General features: G+C 71.8%; 19 protein-coding genes. 13 read left to right on the plus strand and 6 right to left on the minus strand.

The genetic code is table 11. The features are described 5' to 3' along the window. The first annotated feature begins 77 nt into the window (after positions 1-77). Genes ACIBP6_RS01680 through ACIBP6_RS01695 form a run of 4 tightly spaced genes read left to right on the plus strand, consistent with a single transcriptional unit; the run spans position 78 to position 3,662 of the window. Positions 78-947, plus strand: a complete 870-nt coding sequence (locus ACIBP6_RS01680; protein WP_397047725.1) for a hypothetical protein — start codon at positions 78-80, stop codon at positions 945-947. Beyond that, complete coding sequence (locus ACIBP6_RS01685; RefSeq protein ID WP_397047726.1) at positions 944-1,618, plus strand: GntR family transcriptional regulator; 675 nt, start codon at positions 944-946, stop codon at positions 1,616-1,618. The genes ACIBP6_RS01680 and ACIBP6_RS01685 overlap by 4 nt, the downstream gene beginning before the upstream one ends. Further along, positions 1,615-2,124: an SGNH/GDSL hydrolase family protein gene (locus ACIBP6_RS01690; RefSeq protein WP_397047728.1), complete on the plus strand. Its 510-nt coding sequence runs from the start codon at positions 1,615-1,617 to the stop codon at positions 2,122-2,124. The genes ACIBP6_RS01685 and ACIBP6_RS01690 overlap by 4 nt, the downstream gene beginning before the upstream one ends. Then, on the plus strand, positions 2,121-3,662 hold the full coding sequence (locus ACIBP6_RS01695; RefSeq protein ID WP_397047730.1) for a gamma-glutamyltransferase family protein: 1,542 nt from the start codon (positions 2,121-2,123) through the stop codon (positions 3,660-3,662). The genes ACIBP6_RS01690 and ACIBP6_RS01695 overlap by 4 nt, the downstream gene beginning before the upstream one ends. Positions 3,663-3,714: 52 nt before the next feature. Here ACIBP6_RS01695 and ACIBP6_RS01700 read toward each other — a convergent pair whose 3' ends face one another. Beyond that, positions 3,715-4,041 (minus strand): hypothetical protein, encoded by a 327-nt coding sequence (locus tag ACIBP6_RS01700; RefSeq protein ID WP_397047732.1) that lies wholly within the window; start codon positions 4,039-4,041, stop codon positions 3,715-3,717. 56 nt (positions 4,042-4,097) lie between these two features. Further along, positions 4,098-4,961, minus strand: coding sequence for a DUF4429 domain-containing protein (locus ACIBP6_RS01705; RefSeq protein ID WP_397047734.1), 864 nt, complete (start codon positions 4,959-4,961; stop codon positions 4,098-4,100). Between the two features lie 51 nt (positions 4,962-5,012). On the opposite strand from ACIBP6_RS01705, the gene ACIBP6_RS01710 reads away from it, so the two are divergent. After that, positions 5,013-5,594 (plus strand): HD domain-containing protein, encoded by a 582-nt coding sequence (locus ACIBP6_RS01710; protein ID WP_397047736.1) that lies wholly within the window; start codon positions 5,013-5,015, stop codon positions 5,592-5,594. Here ACIBP6_RS01710 and ACIBP6_RS01715 read toward each other — a convergent pair whose 3' ends face one another. Further along, complete coding sequence (locus ACIBP6_RS01715; protein WP_397047737.1) at positions 5,595-6,317, minus strand: FadR/GntR family transcriptional regulator; 723 nt, start codon at positions 6,315-6,317, stop codon at positions 5,595-5,597. It abuts the gene before it with no gap. Between the two features lie 165 nt (positions 6,318-6,482). On the opposite strand from ACIBP6_RS01715, the gene ACIBP6_RS01720 reads away from it, so the two are divergent. The 5 genes from ACIBP6_RS01720 (at position 6,483) to ACIBP6_RS01740 (ending at position 12,990) form a co-directional block, all read left to right on the plus strand. After that, a complete protein-coding gene (locus tag ACIBP6_RS01720) occupies positions 6,483-8,090 on the plus strand; it encodes an ABC transporter substrate-binding protein (protein ID WP_397047739.1) in 1,608 nt (535 codons plus the stop codon). Beyond that, entirely contained in the window at positions 8,087-9,046 is a 960-nt protein-coding gene (locus tag ACIBP6_RS01725) for an ABC transporter permease (protein ID WP_397047741.1), read from the plus strand. Before ACIBP6_RS01720 ends, ACIBP6_RS01725 begins: the two co-directional genes overlap by 4 nt. Next, on the plus strand, positions 9,043-10,971 hold the full coding sequence (locus ACIBP6_RS01730; RefSeq protein ID WP_397047743.1) for a dipeptide/oligopeptide/nickel ABC transporter permease/ATP-binding protein: 1,929 nt from the start codon (positions 9,043-9,045) through the stop codon (positions 10,969-10,971). Before ACIBP6_RS01725 ends, ACIBP6_RS01730 begins: the two co-directional genes overlap by 4 nt. Next, entirely contained in the window at positions 10,964-11,953 is a 990-nt protein-coding gene (locus ACIBP6_RS01735) for an ABC transporter ATP-binding protein (RefSeq protein WP_397047745.1), read from the plus strand. The genes ACIBP6_RS01730 and ACIBP6_RS01735 overlap by 8 nt, the downstream gene beginning before the upstream one ends. Positions 11,954-12,087: 134 nt before the next feature. After that, positions 12,088-12,990, plus strand: a complete 903-nt coding sequence (locus tag ACIBP6_RS01740; protein WP_397049267.1) for a dihydrodipicolinate synthase family protein — start codon at positions 12,088-12,090, stop codon at positions 12,988-12,990. A 163-nt stretch (positions 12,991-13,153) separates the two neighbouring features. Here ACIBP6_RS01740 and ACIBP6_RS01745 read toward each other — a convergent pair whose 3' ends face one another. Together ACIBP6_RS01745 and ACIBP6_RS01750 are read right to left on the minus strand one after the other, a co-directional pair. Continuing rightward, the gene (locus ACIBP6_RS01745; RefSeq protein WP_397047747.1) at positions 13,154-14,815 is read right to left on the minus strand and encodes a catalase; all 1,662 of its coding nucleotides are present in this window, start codon (positions 14,813-14,815) and stop codon (positions 13,154-13,156) included. 86 nt (positions 14,816-14,901) lie between these two features. Beyond that, a complete protein-coding gene (locus ACIBP6_RS01750) occupies positions 14,902-16,002 on the minus strand; it encodes a winged helix DNA-binding domain-containing protein (protein WP_397047749.1) in 1,101 nt (366 codons plus the stop codon). 208 nt (positions 16,003-16,210) lie between these two features. Between ACIBP6_RS01750 and ACIBP6_RS01755 the strand changes: the two genes are divergently transcribed. Further along, positions 16,211-18,154 carry a serine/threonine-protein kinase gene (locus ACIBP6_RS01755; RefSeq protein WP_397047751.1) on the plus strand — a complete coding sequence of 648 codons (1,944 nt, stop codon included), beginning with the start codon at positions 16,211-16,213 and terminating at the stop codon, positions 18,152-18,154. A 17-nt stretch (positions 18,155-18,171) separates the two neighbouring features. On the opposite strand, the gene ACIBP6_RS01760 is transcribed toward ACIBP6_RS01755, so the two are convergent. Next, entirely contained in the window at positions 18,172-18,948 is a 777-nt protein-coding gene (locus ACIBP6_RS01760; RefSeq protein ID WP_397047753.1) for an IclR family transcriptional regulator, read from the minus strand. Positions 18,949-19,014: 66 nt separating this feature from the next. On the opposite strand from ACIBP6_RS01760, the gene ACIBP6_RS46805 reads away from it, so the two are divergent. Then, positions 19,015-19,455: a fumarylacetoacetate hydrolase family protein gene (locus ACIBP6_RS46805; protein ID WP_449593540.1), complete on the plus strand. Its 441-nt coding sequence runs from the start codon at positions 19,015-19,017 to the stop codon at positions 19,453-19,455. Further along, entirely contained in the window at positions 19,455-20,165 is a 711-nt protein-coding gene (locus tag ACIBP6_RS01775) for a maleylpyruvate isomerase family mycothiol-dependent enzyme (protein WP_397047755.1), read from the plus strand. The genes ACIBP6_RS46805 and ACIBP6_RS01775 overlap by 1 nt, the downstream gene beginning before the upstream one ends. Positions 20,166-20,180 lie beyond the last annotated feature (15 nt).

Genomic DNA, 20,180 nt, shown 5'->3' on the forward strand with positions numbered 1-20,180 from the left:
GGTGAGGTGCTGGTCTATCCCGATGTCGCCCTGCCGCGGGCGGCGTGACTACCATCGCCATGACAAGGAAAGGGCAGATGCGCGAAGTTCCGCGGGAAAGCTCCGCCAGACACTTCTTCACCGGCGCGACCACGGCGATCGCCTGCCAGATGGATCAGCGGTTCAGCTACCGGCTGTACATCCCCGAGCGCCGGGAGGGCGATCCCGAGCGGTACCCGCTCATGGTGGTCCAGCACGGCACCGCGCGCACCGCCACCCGCTACCGCGACGCGTTCGTCGGTTTCGCCGAGGAACAGCGCGTGGTCGTGCTGGCGCCGTACTTTCCCGCGGGCATCATCGACCCGGACGACCTGCACAACTTCAAATACCTGGAGTACCGGGGCATCCGTTTCGACCTCGTCCTGCTCGCGATGGTGGACGAGGTCGCCCGCCGGGTCCCGATCGACACGCGGCGATTCCTGCTGCACGGGTTCTCCGGCGGAGGGCAGTTCGCGCACCGTTTCCTGTACGCGCACCCGGACCGGCTGCGTGCCGTCTCCATCGGCGCTCCCGGCCGGGTGACGCTGATCGACGACACGACGGAGTGGTGGCTCGGCACCAAGGACTTCGTGTCGATCTTCGGAAAGGATCTGGACGTGCCCGAGATGCGGAACGTACGGATCCAGCTCGTCGTGGGCGACCAGGACGTGGAAGGCTGGGAGATCAACAACCCGCACGACTCCAACTGGCGGCCGGGGCTGGACAAGCAGGGCGGCACGAGGATCGAGCGGTTGCGCACGCTCCGGCGGAACCTCGCGGAGCACGGCATCGACACCCGGTTCGACCTGGTCGCGGATGTGGGACATCAGGGGGTGAAGGTGATCGGTCACGTCGCCGACTTCTTCCGATCCGTGCTCAAGGAACCGTCGGGCGGCGATGGGCCGGCCCGACACGAGGTGCACAGATGAACACTTTCTCCAGGAAGAGCGACTTCGCCTACGAAGCGCTGCGCAACCGCATCCTCTCCCACGAGTACGGCCCCGGCACGGTGCTCAACCAGGCGATGCTGGCCCGCGACCTCGGCATCAGCACCACCCCGCTGCGCGAGGCGCTGCGGCGGCTGAAGTCGGAAGGGCTCGTCGAGCTCGACGCCCACCGCGACGCCCGGGTGACCGACCTGTCCGCCGAGGAGGCCCGCGACCTGCTGGAGATGCGGCGGGCGCTGGACCCCCTCGCCGCCTCGCTGGCGGCGGAGCGGCGCGCCACGGCCGACATCGCCGCCATGCGGGCGGCGTTCGCGGAGCTGAAGCCGCTGTCCGACCAGCCCGAGGTGGTCGACCTGGTGGCGCACCGCCGGTTCCACCGCGCGATCTACGTCGCCTCGCACAACGAGCTGCTGATCGGCACCCTCGACGGCCTGTGGGACAAAGCGGACCGCTACCGCCGGGTCGGCCTGGAGGAGAAACGCGACCAGGCGCGGCGCGACGAGACCGCCGCCGAGCACCAGGCCCTCCTGGACGCGGTCGTCGCCGGCGCCGCCGCCGTGGCCGCGGAAATCATGAGCGGGCACATCCGCACCAGCCTCGGCGCCAAGGCGCTCTCCCGGCTGTCGGCCCGGCCGGTCCAGGCCCGCCAGTGACCGACGTGATGCTCTTCGGCGACAGCATGCTCGCCCGCTTCACCAAGGACCGCATCCAGCAGCTCGAACGCGAGCTGGGCGGCACGGCGACGGTCTGCAACTGCGCCGCCGGCGGATGGGACAGCTCCGACGGAGTGCGCCGGGCCCCGCTGCTCGCCCGCGTCGGCTGGGACGTGGTCGTGTTGTCGTTCGGCGCCAACGACTGCGCGCCGTGGAAACGCGTGCCGGTCGACCGGTTCGCCGAGAACGTCGCCGCCATCGCCAAGGCCTTCGACGGCGCCCGCCGCGTCGCCTTCCTCCCGCCGGTGATCGACGAGCACGCCGGCCGGCCGTCACGGAGCAACCGCGTGCTCGACCAATACCGCGAGGTGCTGCGGGCGTCCGCCGACGCGTGCCTCGACACCCCTCGCCTGCTGACCGGCGGCCTCGAAGCCGACGGGCTCCACCTGATCGCCGACTCCTACACCACCCTCATCCCTGCACTCGCCGAGGTGATCCGCGCATGACCCCCACCACGTTCGCCGTCGCGAGCCCCCACCACCTGGCGACGCAGGCCGGCGAGGACGCGTTCCGCGCCGGAGGCAACGCCATCGACGCCGCGATCACGGCCGCGGCCGTGCTGACCGTCGTCTACCCGAACAACACGGCGCTGGGCGGCGACCTCGTGGCGCTCGTCCGCACCCCGGACGGCGCGGTCCACTGCGTGAACGCGACCGGCCCCGCCCCGGCCCGGCAGACCCTGGAACGCCTGCGGAAGATCCACGGGGACGAGCTTCCGATGCGCGGCATCGACACGGTGACGGTGCCCGGCGGAGTCCGCGGCTGGGCGTCGCTCAGGTCGTTCGGCGCCCGCCTGGAGTGGGCGGCCCACTTCACCGCCGCCATCCGGTCAGCCGCGGACGGCGCACCGGTCGGCCGGTCCCTCGGCGCGGCGATCGCCGAGAAGCGCGACGTGCTGGCGGCGGACGCCGGCTGCCCGGAGGTGTTCCTGCCCGGGGGCGTCCCCCTTGCCGAGGGCGACCTGCTCGTGCAGCCGGCGCTCGCCCGCTCGCTGACCGAGCTGCGGGACGGAGGGCCGGACGCCTTCTACCGCGGCTCTCTGGGCCGACGCCTGGTGGCGGGACTGGCCGGGCTCGGGTCCGTCATGACGCCGGACGACCTGGCGGCGTTCGAGCCGGAGATCGCCGAGCCGCTCAGGGGCACGTTCCGCGACCACGAGGTGATCACCAGCCCGCCGAACACCCAGGGGTTCGTGCTGCTGCGTACGCTGGACCGGCTGCGCCGCCTCGGCGACCCCGCCGACGTGCTCGGCGCGGGCGCGGGCCGGCTGGCGGCCGTCTTCGCGGCGGCCACCGCCGTACGCGACCACCTGCTCGCCGATCCCAGATTCGCCGAGATGGACACCGCCGACCTGATGAGCCGTGACCTCGACGTCGAAGAGCGGCCGGCGGGACCGGCGAGGGTCGGCGGCGACACGGTCGGCGTCTCCGCGATCGACTCGGAGGGGTACGCCGTCTCGCTCATCCAGAGCGTGTACAACTCGTTCGGGTCGGCGGTGCTGGAGCCCTCGACCGGCATCCTCATGCAGAACCGGGGGCGGTCGTTCTCGCTCGACCCGCGTTCGCCCAACGTCGTCGCGCCGGGCAAGCGCCCCCGCCACACCCTCATGCCCGTCCTGGTCACCAGGGAAGGGCAGGTCAGGTGGGTGAGCTCGACGATGGGCGGGCACGGGCAGCCGCAGATCCACACCCAGCTGCTGCTGCGGTCGATGGCCGGGGAGCCACCGGCCCAGGCGGTCGACGCGCCGCGGTGGATCGTCGGCGTGCAGGAGAGCGGGGACACCAACGAGACCGTCTACGTCGAGGGCGACGTGCCGCCCGAGGCGGCACGGTCGCTGGCCGGCCACGGGTTCGTCGCCAAGCCGGTGCCGCCGCACGACGAATGGCTCGGCCACGCCAACCTGATCAGCGCCGGCCCCGGCGGGCGGTTCGAGGCGGCCAGCGACCCCCGCTCGGACGGCTCGGCCGTCGTGGGGCAGCGTTGATCGTTTTCGTACGGCTCAACCGCGGTGCTCGCTCAGGCCGGGCGTTCGTCGTTCAGACCGGGCGTTCGTCGACGCCGACCGCGCCGACGCCGGTGGTGGAGCCGCCGCCGCAGTAGCCCTGCGACTCGCCGTGCCGGCCGGGCGGGAGGGTCACCCAGCCGCCCATCACGTCGGGCGCCCGGCCGCAGACCACCACCGCCCGGAACATCCACGTCCGGCCGGTGGGGTTGCTGCACGAGGCGATGCCGAGGTCGCTGTCCTGGGCGTGGACGAAGGTGTCGCATCTGAGGTGGCCGGCCACCGCGGGCAGGGCCGGCAGGACAGCCGGCAGGAGCGCGAACGACCCGGCCGCCGCCGCGATGCGCATCGCCGTGAACATGTGCCCTCCAGGGATCGCTACTGTGCGTAGTCGATCGTACGCCCGGAGGCAGCGGCTCACGACTCCTGCAGCCGCCTGATCATCGCCTGCTTGGCGGCCGCGAACTCCTCCTCGGTCAGCACGCCGGAGCGGTGCAGCTCACCCAGCTCGGCCAGGCGGCGCAGCACCGCGTCGTGCACGTCGTCGGAGACCGGCGCCGGCGCGGCCGGCAACTCCGGCGCCTCACGCGGCAGACGGGCCAGCACGGCGGCGGCCACCAGGGCCGTCGCGCCGCCGTAGCGCTGGATGCTCCACGCGACGCAGCGCACGTCCTTCTGCGGGGGCTGCGGCGGGCGGGCCTCGCCCTTCACGCGGAAGCGCAGCGTGCCGTAGTTGAGCGCGGCCTGCGGCCGCCACTCGACGCCCGCCAGGTCGGACAGCGGGAGCTCCTGCGGCCCGGCCTTCTCCTTGTCGGTGGTGGCGAAGACCGTCCACTCCAGCCAGACGCGCTCGCCGTCGAAAATCGCGGTGCCGTCACCGGCCGTCGCCGAGACGGGCACCTGGGGGATCGGCACGAGATAGTCGTCGCAGGCGCCGCTCGGCGTCTGGTAGACGCGCAGGGTGTCGAGGATCTCGTCGGCCAGGTATTCGGCGGCGCCCGCGCGGTCCTTCGGCACGGTCAGCCGGTACGGGTCGGCGGGTGGGCCGAGCGCGCCCGCCACCACGTCGGAGAGCGCGTCGGCGCCCTTGCGCAGCCGCAGCCGCAGGTGACCGCCCTTGCGGGAGGGCTCGAACGTCACCCCGGCGATCGCCTCCAAGGGCACCCGCACGTCGCCGAGCGTCCGGCGCAGATCGTGGACGTCCTTGCCGCTGCCCGGAACGATGCGCAGCACTTCTCCATCGAATGCCCAGGAACCGTCGGGAACGGCGATCTCAGCCATATCCTCACCCTAGGACAGGCTCGGGACAGCATCACACCGACGGAGGAACACATGGAGACCTTCACGAGCTGGCCGTCCTGGGCGCACGCGGAGGCGCACCTGGCGCGGGCGCTGCCGCCGTCCACCGTCGGCGACCTGGGCCGGGCCGTCGGCTTCGCGGCCCGCGAGCACGGCGCCCAGCAGCGGCCCACCGGTCGTCCCTACGTCGAGCACCTTCTTGAGGCCCTGGAGGTCGCCGTGGCCGGGGCCGGGCTGAGCGAGCGGGACGTGCTGGTCGCGACCGTGCTGCACGACGTGCTGGAGGACACCTCGTGCACGGAGGCGGAGCTGACGCGGGAGTTCGGCCTCCGGGTCGCCGAGGCGGTGCGCTGGGTGACCAGGCCGCCCGGCGCGGCGAAGGCCGACCACCTGGCCGCCCTCGTCAGGGCGCCGCGGCAGGCGGTTCTGGTGAAGCTGGCCGACCGGGCGAGCAACGTGCAGGAGCTGCAGCGGATGCCGTGGCGCTTCCAGCGCCGTTACTACGCCGAGACCGTCGCGTACGTGATGCCGCTGGCGGGGATCCACCCGTGGTTCGCCGAGTGGTACGCGCGGTGGCGCGACCGCTGGCGGCACGTCGAACGCTGGCCCGCGTAGTCACGGGCGCGGCCGCCCGCCGATCCTGGCCACGCGGTTGCGCACGCCGTCGAAGTGGGCGTGCACGGCGGCCACGGCGGCGGCCCGATCGCCCGCCAGCACGGCGTCGTAGATGTCGCGGTGCCGCTTGGCCACGTCGCCCGGCGGCTCGTCGGGCGCGCCGAGCGCGTCGCGCAGCTGGTAGTAGACATCCCAGAACGCGCCCAGGAGCCGGCTGACCAGCGGGTTGCCGAGGGGCCGGTAGAGGAGGTCGTGGAAGAGGCGGTCGGTCTCGGGGGAGACCAGGCCAGCCCCGGACTCGGCCTCCATCCGGGCGATGACATCGGCGACCGCCGACAGGTCGGCCTCGGGGCCCAGCTCGATGAGGCGCTGCACCAGGCCGCTCTCCAGGATCTCGCGGATCTCGACCAGGTGGGACAGGTGGTCGGCGCCGTTCTGCAGCGTGATGCGGCTGTGGAAGGTCAGCTCGTCGACCAGCCCGGCCAGCGACATCCGGCCCACGAACATGCCGAAGCCGTGGCGGATGTCGACGATGCCGACCGCCTGCAGGGCCTTCAGCGCCTCCCTGATCGAGTTACGGCTGACGTGGAGCTCCTCCATGAGCTCGGACTCGGTCGGCAGGGGATCTCCGGCGACGAGCCCGCGCCGCACGATCAGGTCCTTGACGCCCTCCTGGGCTTCGACGGCGCGACTGGGCCGGGGCGAACGCGGGACAGTGGTCATGAAAAATCCCCTTCTCTTTGGCCCGTACGTAACTTTCCGGAAATGCACTGTTGACCTCAAGCGGTCGCCGCCTTTAGCGTCGCCGTTACGCACAATAGGACATGGGATGTCCCACGTTCTACGAATAGCAGGCAGCGGATCGCACCAACCCCCCAGGAGGAATCCGTGAGCTCTGAGTTCAGCCGCCGTGACTTCCTGCGTTACAGCGGAGCCACCGGCGCGGCGGCGTTCATCGCGGCCACGCTCTCCGCGTGTTCCGGAGGCCCGGCGTCGACCGGTTCGGTCGGCGCGGGATCCAACAAAGACCTCATCACCGCCGTCATCGGCTACGGCAACGACCAGAGCTGGGATCCGACGCAGACCGCCTCGGCCTTCGCGATGGCCGGCATCAACCACGTCTACGAGGGTCTGCTCGACACCGACCCGATCACCCGGGAGCCGTACCCGGCGCTCGCCACCGCCCTGCCCGCCGACCTGAACGCGACCACGTGGACGTTCACCCTCAGACAGGGCGCGACGTGGCACGACGGGAAGCCCGTCACCGCCGACGACGTGCTCTTCACCTTCGAGCGGGTCCTCGACCCCGAGGCGAACGTGCTGATCGGCAACTTCTTCCGGTCATGGCTGGAGGAGGTGCGCAAGGTCGACGACCGGACCGTGGAGCTGGTCTTCAGGTTCCCGTTCCCCGACGCGGCGCCTCGCCTCACCATCGCGAAGATCATGCCGAAGCACGTCTTCAGCCTGCCGGGCGCCTGGGACCAGGCCAAGGGCGGCAAGGCCGTCGGCTCGGGGCCGTACAAGCTGGCGGCGCACAACCCCAAGTCCAACACCTCCTTCGAGGCGTTCGAGGGCTACAACGGGCCGCGCCCGGCCACGGTCAAGCAGATGAACTGGCTGACCATCGTCGACGCCGCCGCCCGGGTGGCCAAGATCTCCGGCGGCTCGGCGGAGGCGCAGATCGCCGACAACATCCCGTACGCGAACGTCGAGCAGCTCAAGCAGCAGGGGCTCACGGTCGAGGGCGGCCGGGGCATGAACCACATGTTCCTGATGTTCAACACCGGCGCGAAGCCGTTCGACGACGTACGGGTGCGCCAGGCGCTGCACTACGCCATCGACAAGCAGAAGATGATCGACGTGGCGCTCAAAGGCCACGGCACGGCCTCCAGCTCCTTCCTCAACGAGGGCCACCCCGACCACCAGCGGGCCTCGGTCGTCTACGACTACGACCCCGACAAGGCCAGGGCGCTGCTCAAGGAGGCCGGCGTGAGCGGCCTGACGGTCAACCTCATGGCCGTCAACGTGAGCTGGATCGTCGACTGCCTGCCGACCATCGCCTCCTCGTGGGAGGCCGTCGGCATCAAGACCACGCTGGAGCCGCAGGACACGGCCGCGCTGTTCACCAAGATGGACCAGTTCCAGGACTACCAGGTGGTCGCCGCGGCCTCGAACCCCAACCAGTTCGGCATGGACGCCGACCTGATCCTGCACTACAACTACGTGCCCGGCGGCCTGTGGATGAAGTACGCCCACTGGGACGGCACCGAGGACGCCGAGCGGCTCTTCGCGATGATGGACGAGGCCGGCAAGGAGACCGACAAGGCTCAGCGAACGGAGCTGATCCACAAATATCTGGACTTCGTGGCTGAGCAGGCCGTCCTCTACCCCGTCGTCCACAACGAGCTCATGACGGCCTGGGACCCGAAGAAACTGTCCGGCGTCCGCGCGCAGCCGTACCCCGGCATCACCCTGCTGCAGGCCAAGAGGACATGACGGTCGTCGCCCGGATGCTGCTGCGGCGGCTCCTCATCCTGATCCCGCTCCTGCTCGGCGTGGTCGCGTTCGTGTTCATCGTCATGCGCTTCTCCGGCAGCAAACCGGAGTACGCCTACTTCCAGGGCGCGAACCCCACCCCCGAGCAGATCCGCCAGTTCCAGCTGGAGAACGGCCTGCTGGACCCGCTTCCCCTGCGCTACGTCCGGTTCGTCGCGGATCTGGCGCAGGGCGACATGGGCACCAGCGTGCTCACCAAGAAGCCGGTCGTCGAGTCGGTCACGACGGCGCTGCCGCTCACGCTGCAGCTCACGTTCCTGGGCCTGGCCGTGGCCGTGGTGCTGGCGCTGGTGTTCGGCGTGACGGCGGCGCTGTTCCGCGACCGCTGGCCCGACCAGGTGATCCGCATGGTGTCGCTGATCGGGGTCGCGGCCCCGGCCTTCTGGCTGGCGCTGCTGATGATCCAGTGGCTGGCGGTCGGCGAGGGGCTCTTCCCGACCGGCGGCTACATCAACCCGGCCGACTCCGTGACCGGCTGGCTGCGGTCGATGACCCTGCCCGCCCTGTCGTTGTCGCTGCCGATCGCCGCCCAGCTCACCCGCATCATCCGCACCTCGATGGTGGAGGAGCTGGACCGCGACTACGTGCGCACGGCGGTCGGCGGCGGCCTGCCGATGATCGTGGTCGTCGGCCGCAACGTGCTGCGCAACGCCCTGATCAACCCGCTCACCGTGCTCGGCCTGCGGATCGGCTACCTGATCGGCGGCACCGTCGTCATCGAGACGATCTACGGCCTGCCGGGCATGGGCCAGCTCATGATCAACGCCGTCCGTGACGGCGACCCGGCCGTCGTCCAGGGCGTCGTGCTGACCATCGCGGTCGGGTTCATGGTCGTCAACCTGCTGATCGACATCCTCTACCTGCTGGTCAACCCCCGCCTCAGGAGCGCCTCATGAGACGTGGACTCGCGGACCGCCTCTCCCGGCCCGGCCTGCGTTTCGGCCGGCTGACGCCCATGGCGTGGGTGTCCGTCGGCGTCATCGCCGTGGTCGTGCTGGCCGCGCTGCTCGCGCCGTGGATCGCGCCGCACTCCCCGTACTTCCAGGAGGCCGGCGGAGGAGGGCCGTCCGCCGAGCACTGGATGGGGCTCGACAGCGCCAACCGCGACATCCTGTCCAGGCTCCTGTACGGCGCCCGCTGGTCGCTGATCATCGGGCTCGGCGCCACCGGGCTCGCCCTGGTCGCCGGGGCGATCATCGGCGCCGTCGCGGCCACCTCACGCCGGGCCGTGGACGAGACCATCATGCGCCTGCTCGACGTGATCATGGCTTTCCCCGGCATCGCCCTGGCCGCCGTGCTGGTGGCGGTGTTCGGCGGGAGCATCACGGTGCTGGTCATGGCCATGGCGTTCCTCTACATGCCGTCCGTGGCGCGGGTCGTGCGGGCCAACGTGATCGCCCAGTACGGCGAGGACTACGTCGCGGCCGAGCGCGTCATCGGCGCCCGCACGCCGCACATCCTCGTCCGGCACGTGGCGGTCAACTGCGCGGCCCCGGTGCTGGTGTTCTGCACCGTGATGGTGGCCGACGCGATCGTGTTCGAGGCGTCGCTGTCGTTCATCGGCGCCGGTGTGCGCCCGCCGGACCCGTCGTGGGGCAGCGTCATCGCCGACGGCAAGAACCTCGTCCTGCTCGGCGGCTGGTGGGCCACCGTCTTCCCCGGCCTGCTCATCCTGGTCACCGTGCTGGCCCTGAACATCCTGGCCGAGGGCGTCTCCGACGCCTGGGCCGCCCCCGCCGCCCGCAAGGCGCCGGTGAAGAAGGAGGGCGACGCCTTCGAGCAGGCCGAGCCCGGCTCCGGCGAGGTCGTCGAGCTGCCCGGCCTGGCCGAGGCCGCCCGAAGGCTGGCCGAACGAGCCCGCCCGCTGCCGCAGGGCCCGCCGATCCTCGCCGTCGAACGCCTGCGCATCCGCTTCGCCGAGGGCGTCGACATCGTGGACGGCATCGGCTTCGAGGTGCGCCCCGGCGAGGTGCTCGGCCTGGTGGGCGAGTCGGGCTGCGGCAAGTCGCTGACCGCGCTCACCGTCATGGGCCTGCAACCCCGCGACGCCCGCGTCAGCGGCCACGTCCGCTTCGACCAGCGGGAGCTGCTCGCGCTGCCGCGCCGCGCCCGCCGCCGCCTGCTCGGCCACGAGATGGCGATGATCTATCAGGACGCGTTGTCGTCGCTGAACCCGGCCATGACGATCAAGGCCCAGCTCAAGCAGCTCACCCGGCGCGGCGGCCGGCGCAGCCCCGCCGAGCTGCTCGAACTCGTCGGCCTCGACGCCCGCCGCACCCTGTCGGCCTACCCGCACGAGCTGTCCGGAGGGCAGCGGCAGCGGGTGCTGATCGCGATGGCGCTGTCGCGCGAGCCCAAGCTGATCGTCGCCGACGAGCCGACCACGGCGCTCGACGTGACCGTCCAGGCGCAAATCATCGAGCTGCTGCTGGCGCTGCGCGAGGAGCTGGGGTTCGCGCTCATCCTCGTCTCCCACGACCTCGCGCTGGTCGCCGACGTCACCGACCGCGTGGTGGTCATGTACGGCGGCCAGATCGTCGAGACCGGCGTGACCGCCTCCCTCGTCGGGGCGCCCGCCCACCACTACGCCCGGGGCCTGCTGGGCTCGGTGCTGTCGCTGGAGGCGGGGGCCGAGCGGCTCACCCAGATCCGCGGCGTCGTGCCCGCGCCCGCGGACTTCCCGCCCGGCTGCCGGTTCGCCGACCGGTGCCCGATGGCCACGGACGTGTGCCGTACCGAGAAGCCGGAGCTAGAGGGGGACGCCACGCACGCGGTGGCCTGCCACCATCCCGCGCTGGTGAGGAGTGAGCAGCGTGCTTGAGCTGAAGGACGTGCACGTCGTGCACAAGGCCCGCTCCGGCGGGGTGTTCTCCCGCGACCGCGTGTACGCGCTGACCGAGGCGAACCTCACGGTCGGCGCGGGAGAGACGGTCGGCGTCGTGGGCGAGTCGGGGTGCGGCAAGTCCACGCTGGCCAGGGTGCTGGTCGGGCTGCAGCGGCCCACCTCCGGCACGGTGACGTTCCGCGGCCAGGAGCTGTGGACGCTGAAGGAGCCCGAGCGGCGCGCGCTGATCGGGTCGAGCGTCGGGATGGTGTTCCAGGACCCGTCCACGGCGCTCAACCGGCGGCTGCCCGTCCGGCAGGTGCTGCGCGACCCGCTCAACGTGCACCGGCGCGGCACCCCGGCGCAGCGCGACGCTCGCGTACGCGAGCTGCTGGACCTCGTGGGCCTGCCCCCGAGCGCCGCCGACGCGCTGCCCGGCCAGCTGTCGGGCGGGCAGCGGCAGCGGGTCGCCGTGGCCAGGGCCCTCGCCCTCGAACCGGACCTGGTCGTGGCCGACGAGCCGACCAGCGCCCTCGACGTGTCCGTCCGCGCGCAGATCCTCAACCTGCTGCTCGACCTCAAGGAACGGCTCGGGCTGGCCCTGGTCTTCGTCTCGCACGACATCCAGACGGTGCGCAGGATGAGCGACCGCGTGGTCACCATGTACCTGGGCCGGATCGTCGAGCGGGCGCCCGCGCACGTCGTGCCGCTGGGCGCGCGGCACCCGTACACGCGGGCGCTGTTCTCGGCGACGCCCGGGCTGATCTCGCCGATCACCCCCATCCCGCTGGTCGGCGTGGTGCCGTCGGCCACCAGGCCGCCCAGCGGATGCCCGTTCCGTACGCGGTGCTGGCGGGCAGACGACCTGTGCGCGGCGGAGATGCCGGCCGCGCGGGCCGAAGGCGACCACCTCTTCCACTGCCATCACCCGGTGGCCGCCGGCGCCACCGACCTCGAACTGATCCAGGAGCGCGTATGACGAGTTCTGATGTCACCGAGCCCGTGACGAGTCCTGATGTCACCGGGTCCGTGACGAGTCCTGATGTCACCGGGTCCGTGACGAGTCCTGATGTCACCGGGTCCGTGACGAGTCCTGATGTCACCGAGCCCGTGATGCTTTCCGGGGTGATCCCCCCGGTGTGCACTCCGTTGACACCCGACCACGAGGTGGACGTCGGCTCGCTCGTCCGGCTGGTCGACCATCTGCTCGGCGGGGGCGTGGACGCGCTGTTCGTGCTGGGATCGTCGTCGGAGGTGGCGTACCTGACCGACGCGCAGCGGCGGACGGTGCTGGAGACCGTGGCCGGGCACGTCGGCGGGCAGGTGCCGGTGCTGGCCGGGGTGATCGACATGACGACGCCGCGGGTGCTCGAACACGCCGGCGTCGCGGTGGCGGCCGGGGCGTCGGGGCTGGTGGTGACCGCGCCGTTCTACACGCGTACGCACCCGGAGGAGATCCGCGTGCACTTCCGGACCGTCGCCGCGCGGGGCGGGCTGCCGGTCTACGCCTACGATCTGCCGGTCTCCGTGCACACGAAGCTGAGCGCGGACCTGCTGCTGGAGCTGGCGGCCGAAGGCGCGCTGGCCGGGCTGAAGGACTCCAGCGGCGACGACGGCGGCCTGCGGGAGGTGATCATGCGGCGGCGGGAGCCGTTCAGCGTGCTCACCGGGTCGGAGGTGACCGTCGACTCCGCGTTGTGGATGGGCGCCGACGGCGTGGTCCCAGGGCTCGGCAACGTCGACCCGCAGGGGTACGTCGAGCTGTACCGCCGCGCCCGCCGGGGCGACTGGGCGGGGGCCAGGGCCGAGCAGGAGCGCCTGGTCCGGTTGTTCGAGATCGTCCGGGTGGGCGGGGCGCGCATGGGCGGCAGCTCGTCGGGCCTCGGGGCGTTCAAGGCCGCGCTGCACCTGCGCGGGATCATCGACTGCCCGGTCACCGCGCTGCCGCAGATCCCGCTGAACGACGACGAGACCCGCCGGATCGGCAAGCTGCTGGAGGACGCCGGCCTGCTGTGACCAGGCCGGCGTCAACCAGCCGGCCCCGGCACGCTCCCGCGACGGCCCAGGCCGGCGTGCGCGGCGGCCAGGGCACGCTCGGGCAGCGGCCCAGACCGGGCGTCCGCGGCGGCCTGGGCCCGCTCGGGCAGCGGCCCAGGCCGGCGTCCGCGGCGGTGTCGCGTCACGCCTCGGCGTGCGCGGCCCGCTCGTTCGGGACGCAGTGGGTCATCTTGAGGTCCGAGACGTCGCGGGGGCCGTTGCTGCCCAGCTTGGCCAGGCGGTTGCGGTCCTCCTCCGTCAGGTCCTGGCTCTGCAGCGGCTCCAGGTGGGCCACGTCGTCCGGGCGGATGCCGAGGCCCTCGCCGACGCGCAGCCCCAGATCGTCCTCGGCGAGCAGGCAGTGCCAGACCATGCGCTCCTGGATGACCCGGTCGCAGTCCTTGAGCGCCGTGACCAGGTTGTGCACGAGGTCGTCGCGCTCCCACTGCTCCATGAGCAGGTAACGCTGGCCCGCCTGCGTGTAGTCGTTCGTGCGCGGGATGCGCTTACGGGTGAGCCGGCCCGAGATGACGGGCCCGACATCGTCGGGGTGCCCGAACTCGGCCTCGCGCAGTCCGTCGCGTACCGACGGCTCGTAGTTGATGTGCGGGCTCTCCCCGGCCGTGTCGACGAAGTACGTCATCTGGCCGTCGCGCTGGTTGGTCCGGATGGCGGCGTTCCTCGCCTGGTTGACCGGCAGCTGCAGGTAGTTCGGCCCCACCCGGTAGCGCTGCGTGTCACTGTAGGAGAACGTCCGCCCGACCAGCATCTTGTCGTCGGAGAAGTCGAGCCCGTCCACGAGCACGCCGGTGCCGAACGCGATCTGCTCGTTCTCGGCGAACTGGTTCTCGACGTTCCTGTTGAGGACCATGCGGCCGACCGGCTTGGCCGGGAACTCGTTCTCGGGCCAGACCTTGGTGTCGTCCAGCGGGTCGAAGTCCAGCTCTGGGTGGTCGTCGTCGCTCATGAGCTGGACCAGCAGCTCCCACTCCGGGTGGTCGCCGCGCTCGATGGCGTCGTGCAGGTCCTTCGTGGCGTGACCCAGGTCGTTCGCCTGTACGGCGGCGGCGTCGGCCGCGGTCATGCTGCGGACGCCCTGCTTGGGCATCCAGTGGTACTTGACCAGGAACGACTCGCCCTGCGCGTTGACCCACTTGTAGGTGTTCACGCCGAAGCCCTGCATGTGCCGGTAGTCGGCCGGGATGCCGCGCGGGCTGAACAGGTTGACGAGCATGTGCATGCTCTCCGGCGTCTGCGACATGAAGTCGAAGATCCGGTTCGGGTCCTGGCGGAACGTCACCGGGTCCGGCTTGAGCGAGTGGATGACGTCGGGGAACTTGATGGCGTCCCTGATGAAGAAGACGGCCAGGTTGTTGCCCACGAGGTCCCAGTTGCCGTCCTCGGTGTAGAACTTGATCGCGAAGCCGCGCGGGTCGCGGGCGGTCTCGGCCGAGTCGCGCCCGCCGATGACCGTCGAGAACCGTACGGCGACGTCGGTGCGTTTGCCGGGCTCCTGGAAGAGCTTGGCCCTGGTGTACCTGCTGATCGGCTCGTCGCCGATCTTGCCGTACGCCTCGAAGTAGCCGTAGCTGAGCGCTCCTCTGGCGTGCACGACCCGCTCGGGGATGCGTTCGCGGTCGAAGTGGCTGATCTTCTCCAGGAACTGGTAGTTCTCCAGCGTCGCGGGGCCGCGTGCGCCGACCGTGCGCTGGTTCTGGTTGTCGTGGACGGGGTGCCCTTGACGGTTGGTCAGCACCTCGCGCTTGTCTCCGGGCTGAGAACCCATGCCGGAAACGTCGGTCATCGTAGCGTTCCTTCCCCTGGATGCGTTCCAACCTCGCCTGCCCTCGAACCTGGAACGAAAACCGCAGGTCAGGGCCCTTACGCAGGTCAGGGCCTGGAAGGGCCGTCGAACACCCTCACCTGGTGTTCGTCGTCAGGGGCCAGGAAATCCAGCAGCCGCCGCGCCTCCTTCTCGATCTCGTCGAGCGCGCCGACCGGCTGCCAGAGGTGCAGGCCCAGGGTGGAGACGCCCTCGGCGCGGGTGACCGTCCAGTCGCCCGCCATGACGCCGTCGGCCAGGATGACGCGCGGCGCCACGTTGGCCCGGGCGAACCCCTTGAGCACCTCCTTCGCCCGCTCGGGGATCACTCTCGACCGGTCGGCGTGCGACAGGAAGAGGTTGTCGAAGTCGTACATGAGGCGGGGAGGGGCGGGGACGTCCTCGGGCGGGCGTACGGCGCCGGGCAGGTCGTACAGGGTCCTGCCGTTCTCGTCGCGGAACCGGACGAGGTCCAGCGACTCGACCACCTCGCCCAGCCGGGTCAGGCCCGACCAGGTCTGCGCGTCCATGACCGACGCCGGCCCGAACGCCGCCAGATAGCGCAGCACCAGCTCGGCCGGGGTCATGGGCGGCGCCTGGAAACCCAGCCACGACTCGGCGCTCGTGTGCGCGATCGGGCCGCTCCTGCCCCACAGGCCGCGCGGCGGCACCTGGACCAGCGGCACCAGCCAGCGCACGCCCATGCTCAGCGCCTGCGGGTCGTGCCCCGGCCACCGCTCGGCCAGCGTCCGCCCCAGCTCGGCGAACGTCATCGGCCGCTCCTCCAGCAGCGTCCGTCCGGCCGCCGCCAGCTCGCCCAGGTCGACACCCGCCAGTTTGCGGCCGTACGCGCCCTTGGTGCCGCGCCCGGTGACCTCCTGCAGCAGCGGACGCATCGCCAGGCAGTCGCGGGCCGAGACCAGGTGGATGGTGGAGCGCTGCAGCACGATGCGGACGAGCTCACGCGAGAGCAGCAGCCCGGCGGCGTCGGCGGGGTCGAAGCCCTCGACGCGGTTCCACAGGCCGGTGTACCAGGTGTGCGGGGTCTGCGCCTGCAACCCGGCGAGGTGCTCCACGACCTCGACCACGGTCCGGTCGGTACGGCGCAGCAGGTGCTGCCTGTCGAGCGTGGCCCGGTTGAGCGCCCTGCGGCTGATGAGGGGATCCATGGAGGACAAACTAGAACCTCTTGCGGCCACCCTCGGACCGCGATACGTCCCGGATATCCCCTCTCGTATCCGCCCGTGGCGTTGCGCGGCGCTTCCTCCCCAGCCGGGTCTTGGAAAGAAGAGCCTGGTCAGGGCCGTGTGACTCGATCTCGTCTCTGATAACGCTTCTCATGGCCGCGGGCGGCGTGTCCGGCCTACGCTGCTCTGCATGGGCAATCGGGTGATCGACGGCCGCTTCGAACTCGTGGAGCGGCTCGGCGGCGGGGGCATGGGCCTGGTGTGGCGGGCCTGGGACGTCGCCCTGCACCGTGAAGTCGCCCTCAAGGAAGTGCGTCCGCCCTATCCGTCCATGGACGGGCACGACGGCGCCCGCGGGCTGCGGGCACGGGTGCTGCGGGAGGCCCGCGCGCTCGCCCGGCTCAACCACCCGCACGTCGCCACGATCCACCACATCGTCGACCCCGGTGAGCACGGCTACCCGTGGATCGTCATGGAGCTGGTCACCGGCGGCTCACTGCAGGACCGCATCCAGCGCGGCCCCATGCCGCCCGCCGACGCCGCCCGCCTCGGCCGCGAGGTGCTGTCCGCGTTGCGGGCCGCGCACGCGGTCGGCATCCAGCACCGCGACGTCAAACCCGCCAACGTCCTGCTGCGCGAGGACGGCCGGTCGGTGCTGAGCGACTTCGGCATCGCGGCCGTACGCGAGTCCACGAACCTGACGGCCACGGGAGCGTTCATCGGCTCGCCCGAGTACATGGCGCCCGAGCGCATCAACGGCGTCGAAGGCGATCCGGCCTCCGACCTGTGGTCGCTCGGCATGATGTTGTACGTCGCCGTCGAGGGGCGGCATCCGCTGCGCAGGAGCACCACGCTGGCGACGCTGGCGGCCGTGCTCAACCAGGACGTGCCGCCGCCCGGACACGCCGGGCCGCTCGGGCCCGTCCTGAAGGCGCTGCTCACGCGCGACCCGGCGGCCCGGCCGGACACCGAGACCCTCGACCTCATGCTGGCCGCGGCGGCCGACCCGGGCGAGGCCCCCGCGCCTCCTCCCCACACCACGGGCTCGGCCCGGCATCCCAGAGCGTCGGGTCACCCTCCCAGGACGCCCGCCCCCATGGGTCCGGCCGAGCGTCCCTGGACGTCCGCGCAGCCCGACCGGGACCCCTGGACGCCGGAGCCGCACGCGGGGACACCGGACGGGGATCCCCGAGCGTCGGCGCGGCACGGCGGAACACCGGACCCGCGTTCCTGGACCTCGGCGCCGCGCGCGGGGACACCGGACGGGGATTCCTGGACCTCGGCGCCCGGCGGAACACCGGACCGGGATCCTTGGACTCCGGCGCCGGACGCGGGGACGCCCGGCCGGAATCCCGCGCCGGAGCAGCCCCCCATGGGATCGGCCCAGCGGCCCGGAGGGCCGGCGTCCATGGGGCGGGCCCAGCGCTCCGGGGGGCCGGTGCCGTCGTCCGGCGCCGTCCCGCCGGATGGGCCGGCGTCGTGGGAGGTCCCCGGGCCGCGCCCCCGCCGCCGCGGCGGTGCGGGAGCGGCGGTGGCGCTGTCGTTGTCGGCGGTCGTGGTGGCCGGGGTGCTGGTCTGGCACTTCCTCCCCGCGCCGGGGATGGGCACCGTCCCGTACGCCGGCCGGGTGACGCCCACCTCCGCCCCCGGCCTGCCGACCGGCTCACCGACCGGCACCGCCGAGCCGGAGGAGGAGAACCTCCTGACCCCTTCCGGCATCCGGAGCATGATCACCGAACTCCGCCCGGTCATCGGCGGCAGCAAGATCGTCGAGATGGTGGTCTACCCGACGTACGCCTCCATCGACGTCCCGCTCAAAGACGACCCCGAGCTCTACGACACCTACGCCTACCGTGACGGCGCGGTCATCCACGCGGGCAGGGGCGGCAAGGTCGGCACGCCGCTGGTCGACCTCGGCGCCTTCGACTGGGACGCCATCCCCGCCCTGCTGAGAAGGGCCAACAGAGACCTCGGCGTGCCCAAGCCCACCTCCCGCTACCTCATCGTCGACCCCGACTACGCCTTCGCCGCGATGCGGCAGGTGCTGCTGGTCTACGTCTCCGACGGCTACCGCTCCGGCTACCTCGTCGCCAGCCCCAAGGGCAAGATCCTCAAGCTCTCCCCGGACGACTGATCGCGTCCGGTGCCCGTTCAGACGCCGCGGGCGAGATCGGCCTCGATGGCGACCGCGGCGTGGCGGAGGGCGTCGACCAGTGATGGCAGCCGGTGCCGGTGGTAGCGTCCGCTCGGCATCGACACCGACACGCCGGCGAGGGCGTCCCCGTCCCGGGCCCGGAGCGGCACGCCGATCGCGACCACGCCGCGCTCGGAGCGGCCCTGGTTGAGCACGAAACCGTTGCGCCGCACCCGGGCCAGCTCCGTACGCAGCCGTTCCAGGTCGGGCCGGTCTCCGGGACGGTCGGTGTACCGCTCGGCCGGGTAGACCGCCTCGAGCTCCTCGTCGGTCAGCTCGGCCAGCAGGAGCAGTCCCGCCGTGGTGCGGTGGGCGGGGAACACCATGCCCTCACGGGAGCCCACCCGCAGGCTCTGGAAGCACTCGACGCCGGCGATGAACCGGACCGTGTCCCCCGTGCGCACCGCCAGGTTGACGGACTCGTCGAGCACGTCGACCAGCCGGCGCAGGTGCGGCAGGGCCACCGCCCGCAGCCGGGACACGACCGAGGGGGAGTGGGCGGCGAGCTCCAGGACCGGGCCGGCCCGGTAGAGGCGCCGAGCGCCCTGGACCGCGAAGTCCCGGTACACCAGCATCGCGAGCAGCCGATGCGCGGTGGAGCGGGCCACGCCCAGCCGCTCGGCGACCTCCGAGACGGTCAGCTCGCCCTCCATCTGCAGCATCGCGGCGATCCGCAACGCGTGATCAACACTGTTGATCATGTAGGTCGGCGGGTTCTTCAGCGGCTTGTCCATGACGTCTCTATTCTGCAGAGCAGAAATTGCTGTTCTGCACAGTGCGACAGCAGCGATATTAGGCGCATGAGCAGCCCTGTCACCACGCCGGAGTCCCCGGTGCGGCTCCGTGCGGTCGACGCGCCTGGCCAGCCCGATGTCACCCCCGCGCTCGAAGAGCTCTACCGCGGTTTCGAGCAGGAGACCTCCCAGTTCGACTGGGAGGTCGAGCTCGCCGTGGTGATCGGCGCGCCGGTCCGCCGTGCCAGGGGCGCCGAGGCCGAGGCCGCGATCGCCGGATTCACCGTTCTCAACGACATCACCCGCCGGGACTGGCAGTACCGCACCCAGCAGTGGCTGCAGGGCAAGCGCCTCAACCCCGGCGACATCATCGCCACCGGCACCCCCGGCGGCGGCGGCCACGCCCGCGACCCCAAGCGCTACCTGACCGCCGGCGAGCGCGTCGTCACCGAGATCCAGGGCATCGGCCGGCTCCAGAACACCGTGGCCAAGGAGGGCGCGGCCTGATGCGCCGCACGTTCGAGGACGCGATGAGCTGGAGCGCGGCCGGCACCGAACGGTTCCTCGACACCGTCGCCGGGTGGGGCGAGGAGCAGTACCTCGCCCCCTGCGGGCTCCCCGGCTGGACCCGCAAGCACCTGGTCGCGCACGTGGCGGCGAACGCCGACGCGCTGAGCAACCTGGTGCGCTGGGCCGCCACCGGCGAGAAGACCCCGATGTACTCCTCGATGGGCCAGCGCAATGCCGACATCGAGGCCGGCTCCGTCAAGCCCGCCGCCGAACTGGCCGCCTGGCTGCACGAGTCCGCGGACCGGCTCGCCGCAGGCACCGCCGCGCTGAGCTCCGACCAGTGGAACGCCGAAGTGGTCACCGCCCAGGGCCGTACGGTCCCCGCGACCGAGATCCCGTGGTTGCGTTCGCGCGAGGTCTGGGTGCACGCCGTCGACCTGGCCGCCGGTGTCTCCTTCGCCGACCTTCCCGCCGGTTTCCTGGCCGCCCTGGCCGACGACATCGCGGGCAAGCGCGGCGACGCTGCCGGGCCCTCGGTCGTCCTCGCCGCCGCCGACACCGGCGACCGCTGGGAACTGTCCGGTGAAGACGACGCCACCGCCGTCACCGGCCCGCTCGCGGAGGTCGCGGCGTACCTCGCCGGCCGTCCGCACGCGCTGACCACGGCCGGCGGCTTCCCCGCTCCGGCGCTGCCGGCGTGGTTGTGAGCGGTCACCCGATCG

Source organism: Nonomuraea terrae, assembly GCF_044465245.1.
GTDB classification, from domain to species: Bacteria; Actinomycetota; Actinomycetes; order Streptosporangiales; family Streptosporangiaceae; genus Nonomuraea; species Nonomuraea terrae.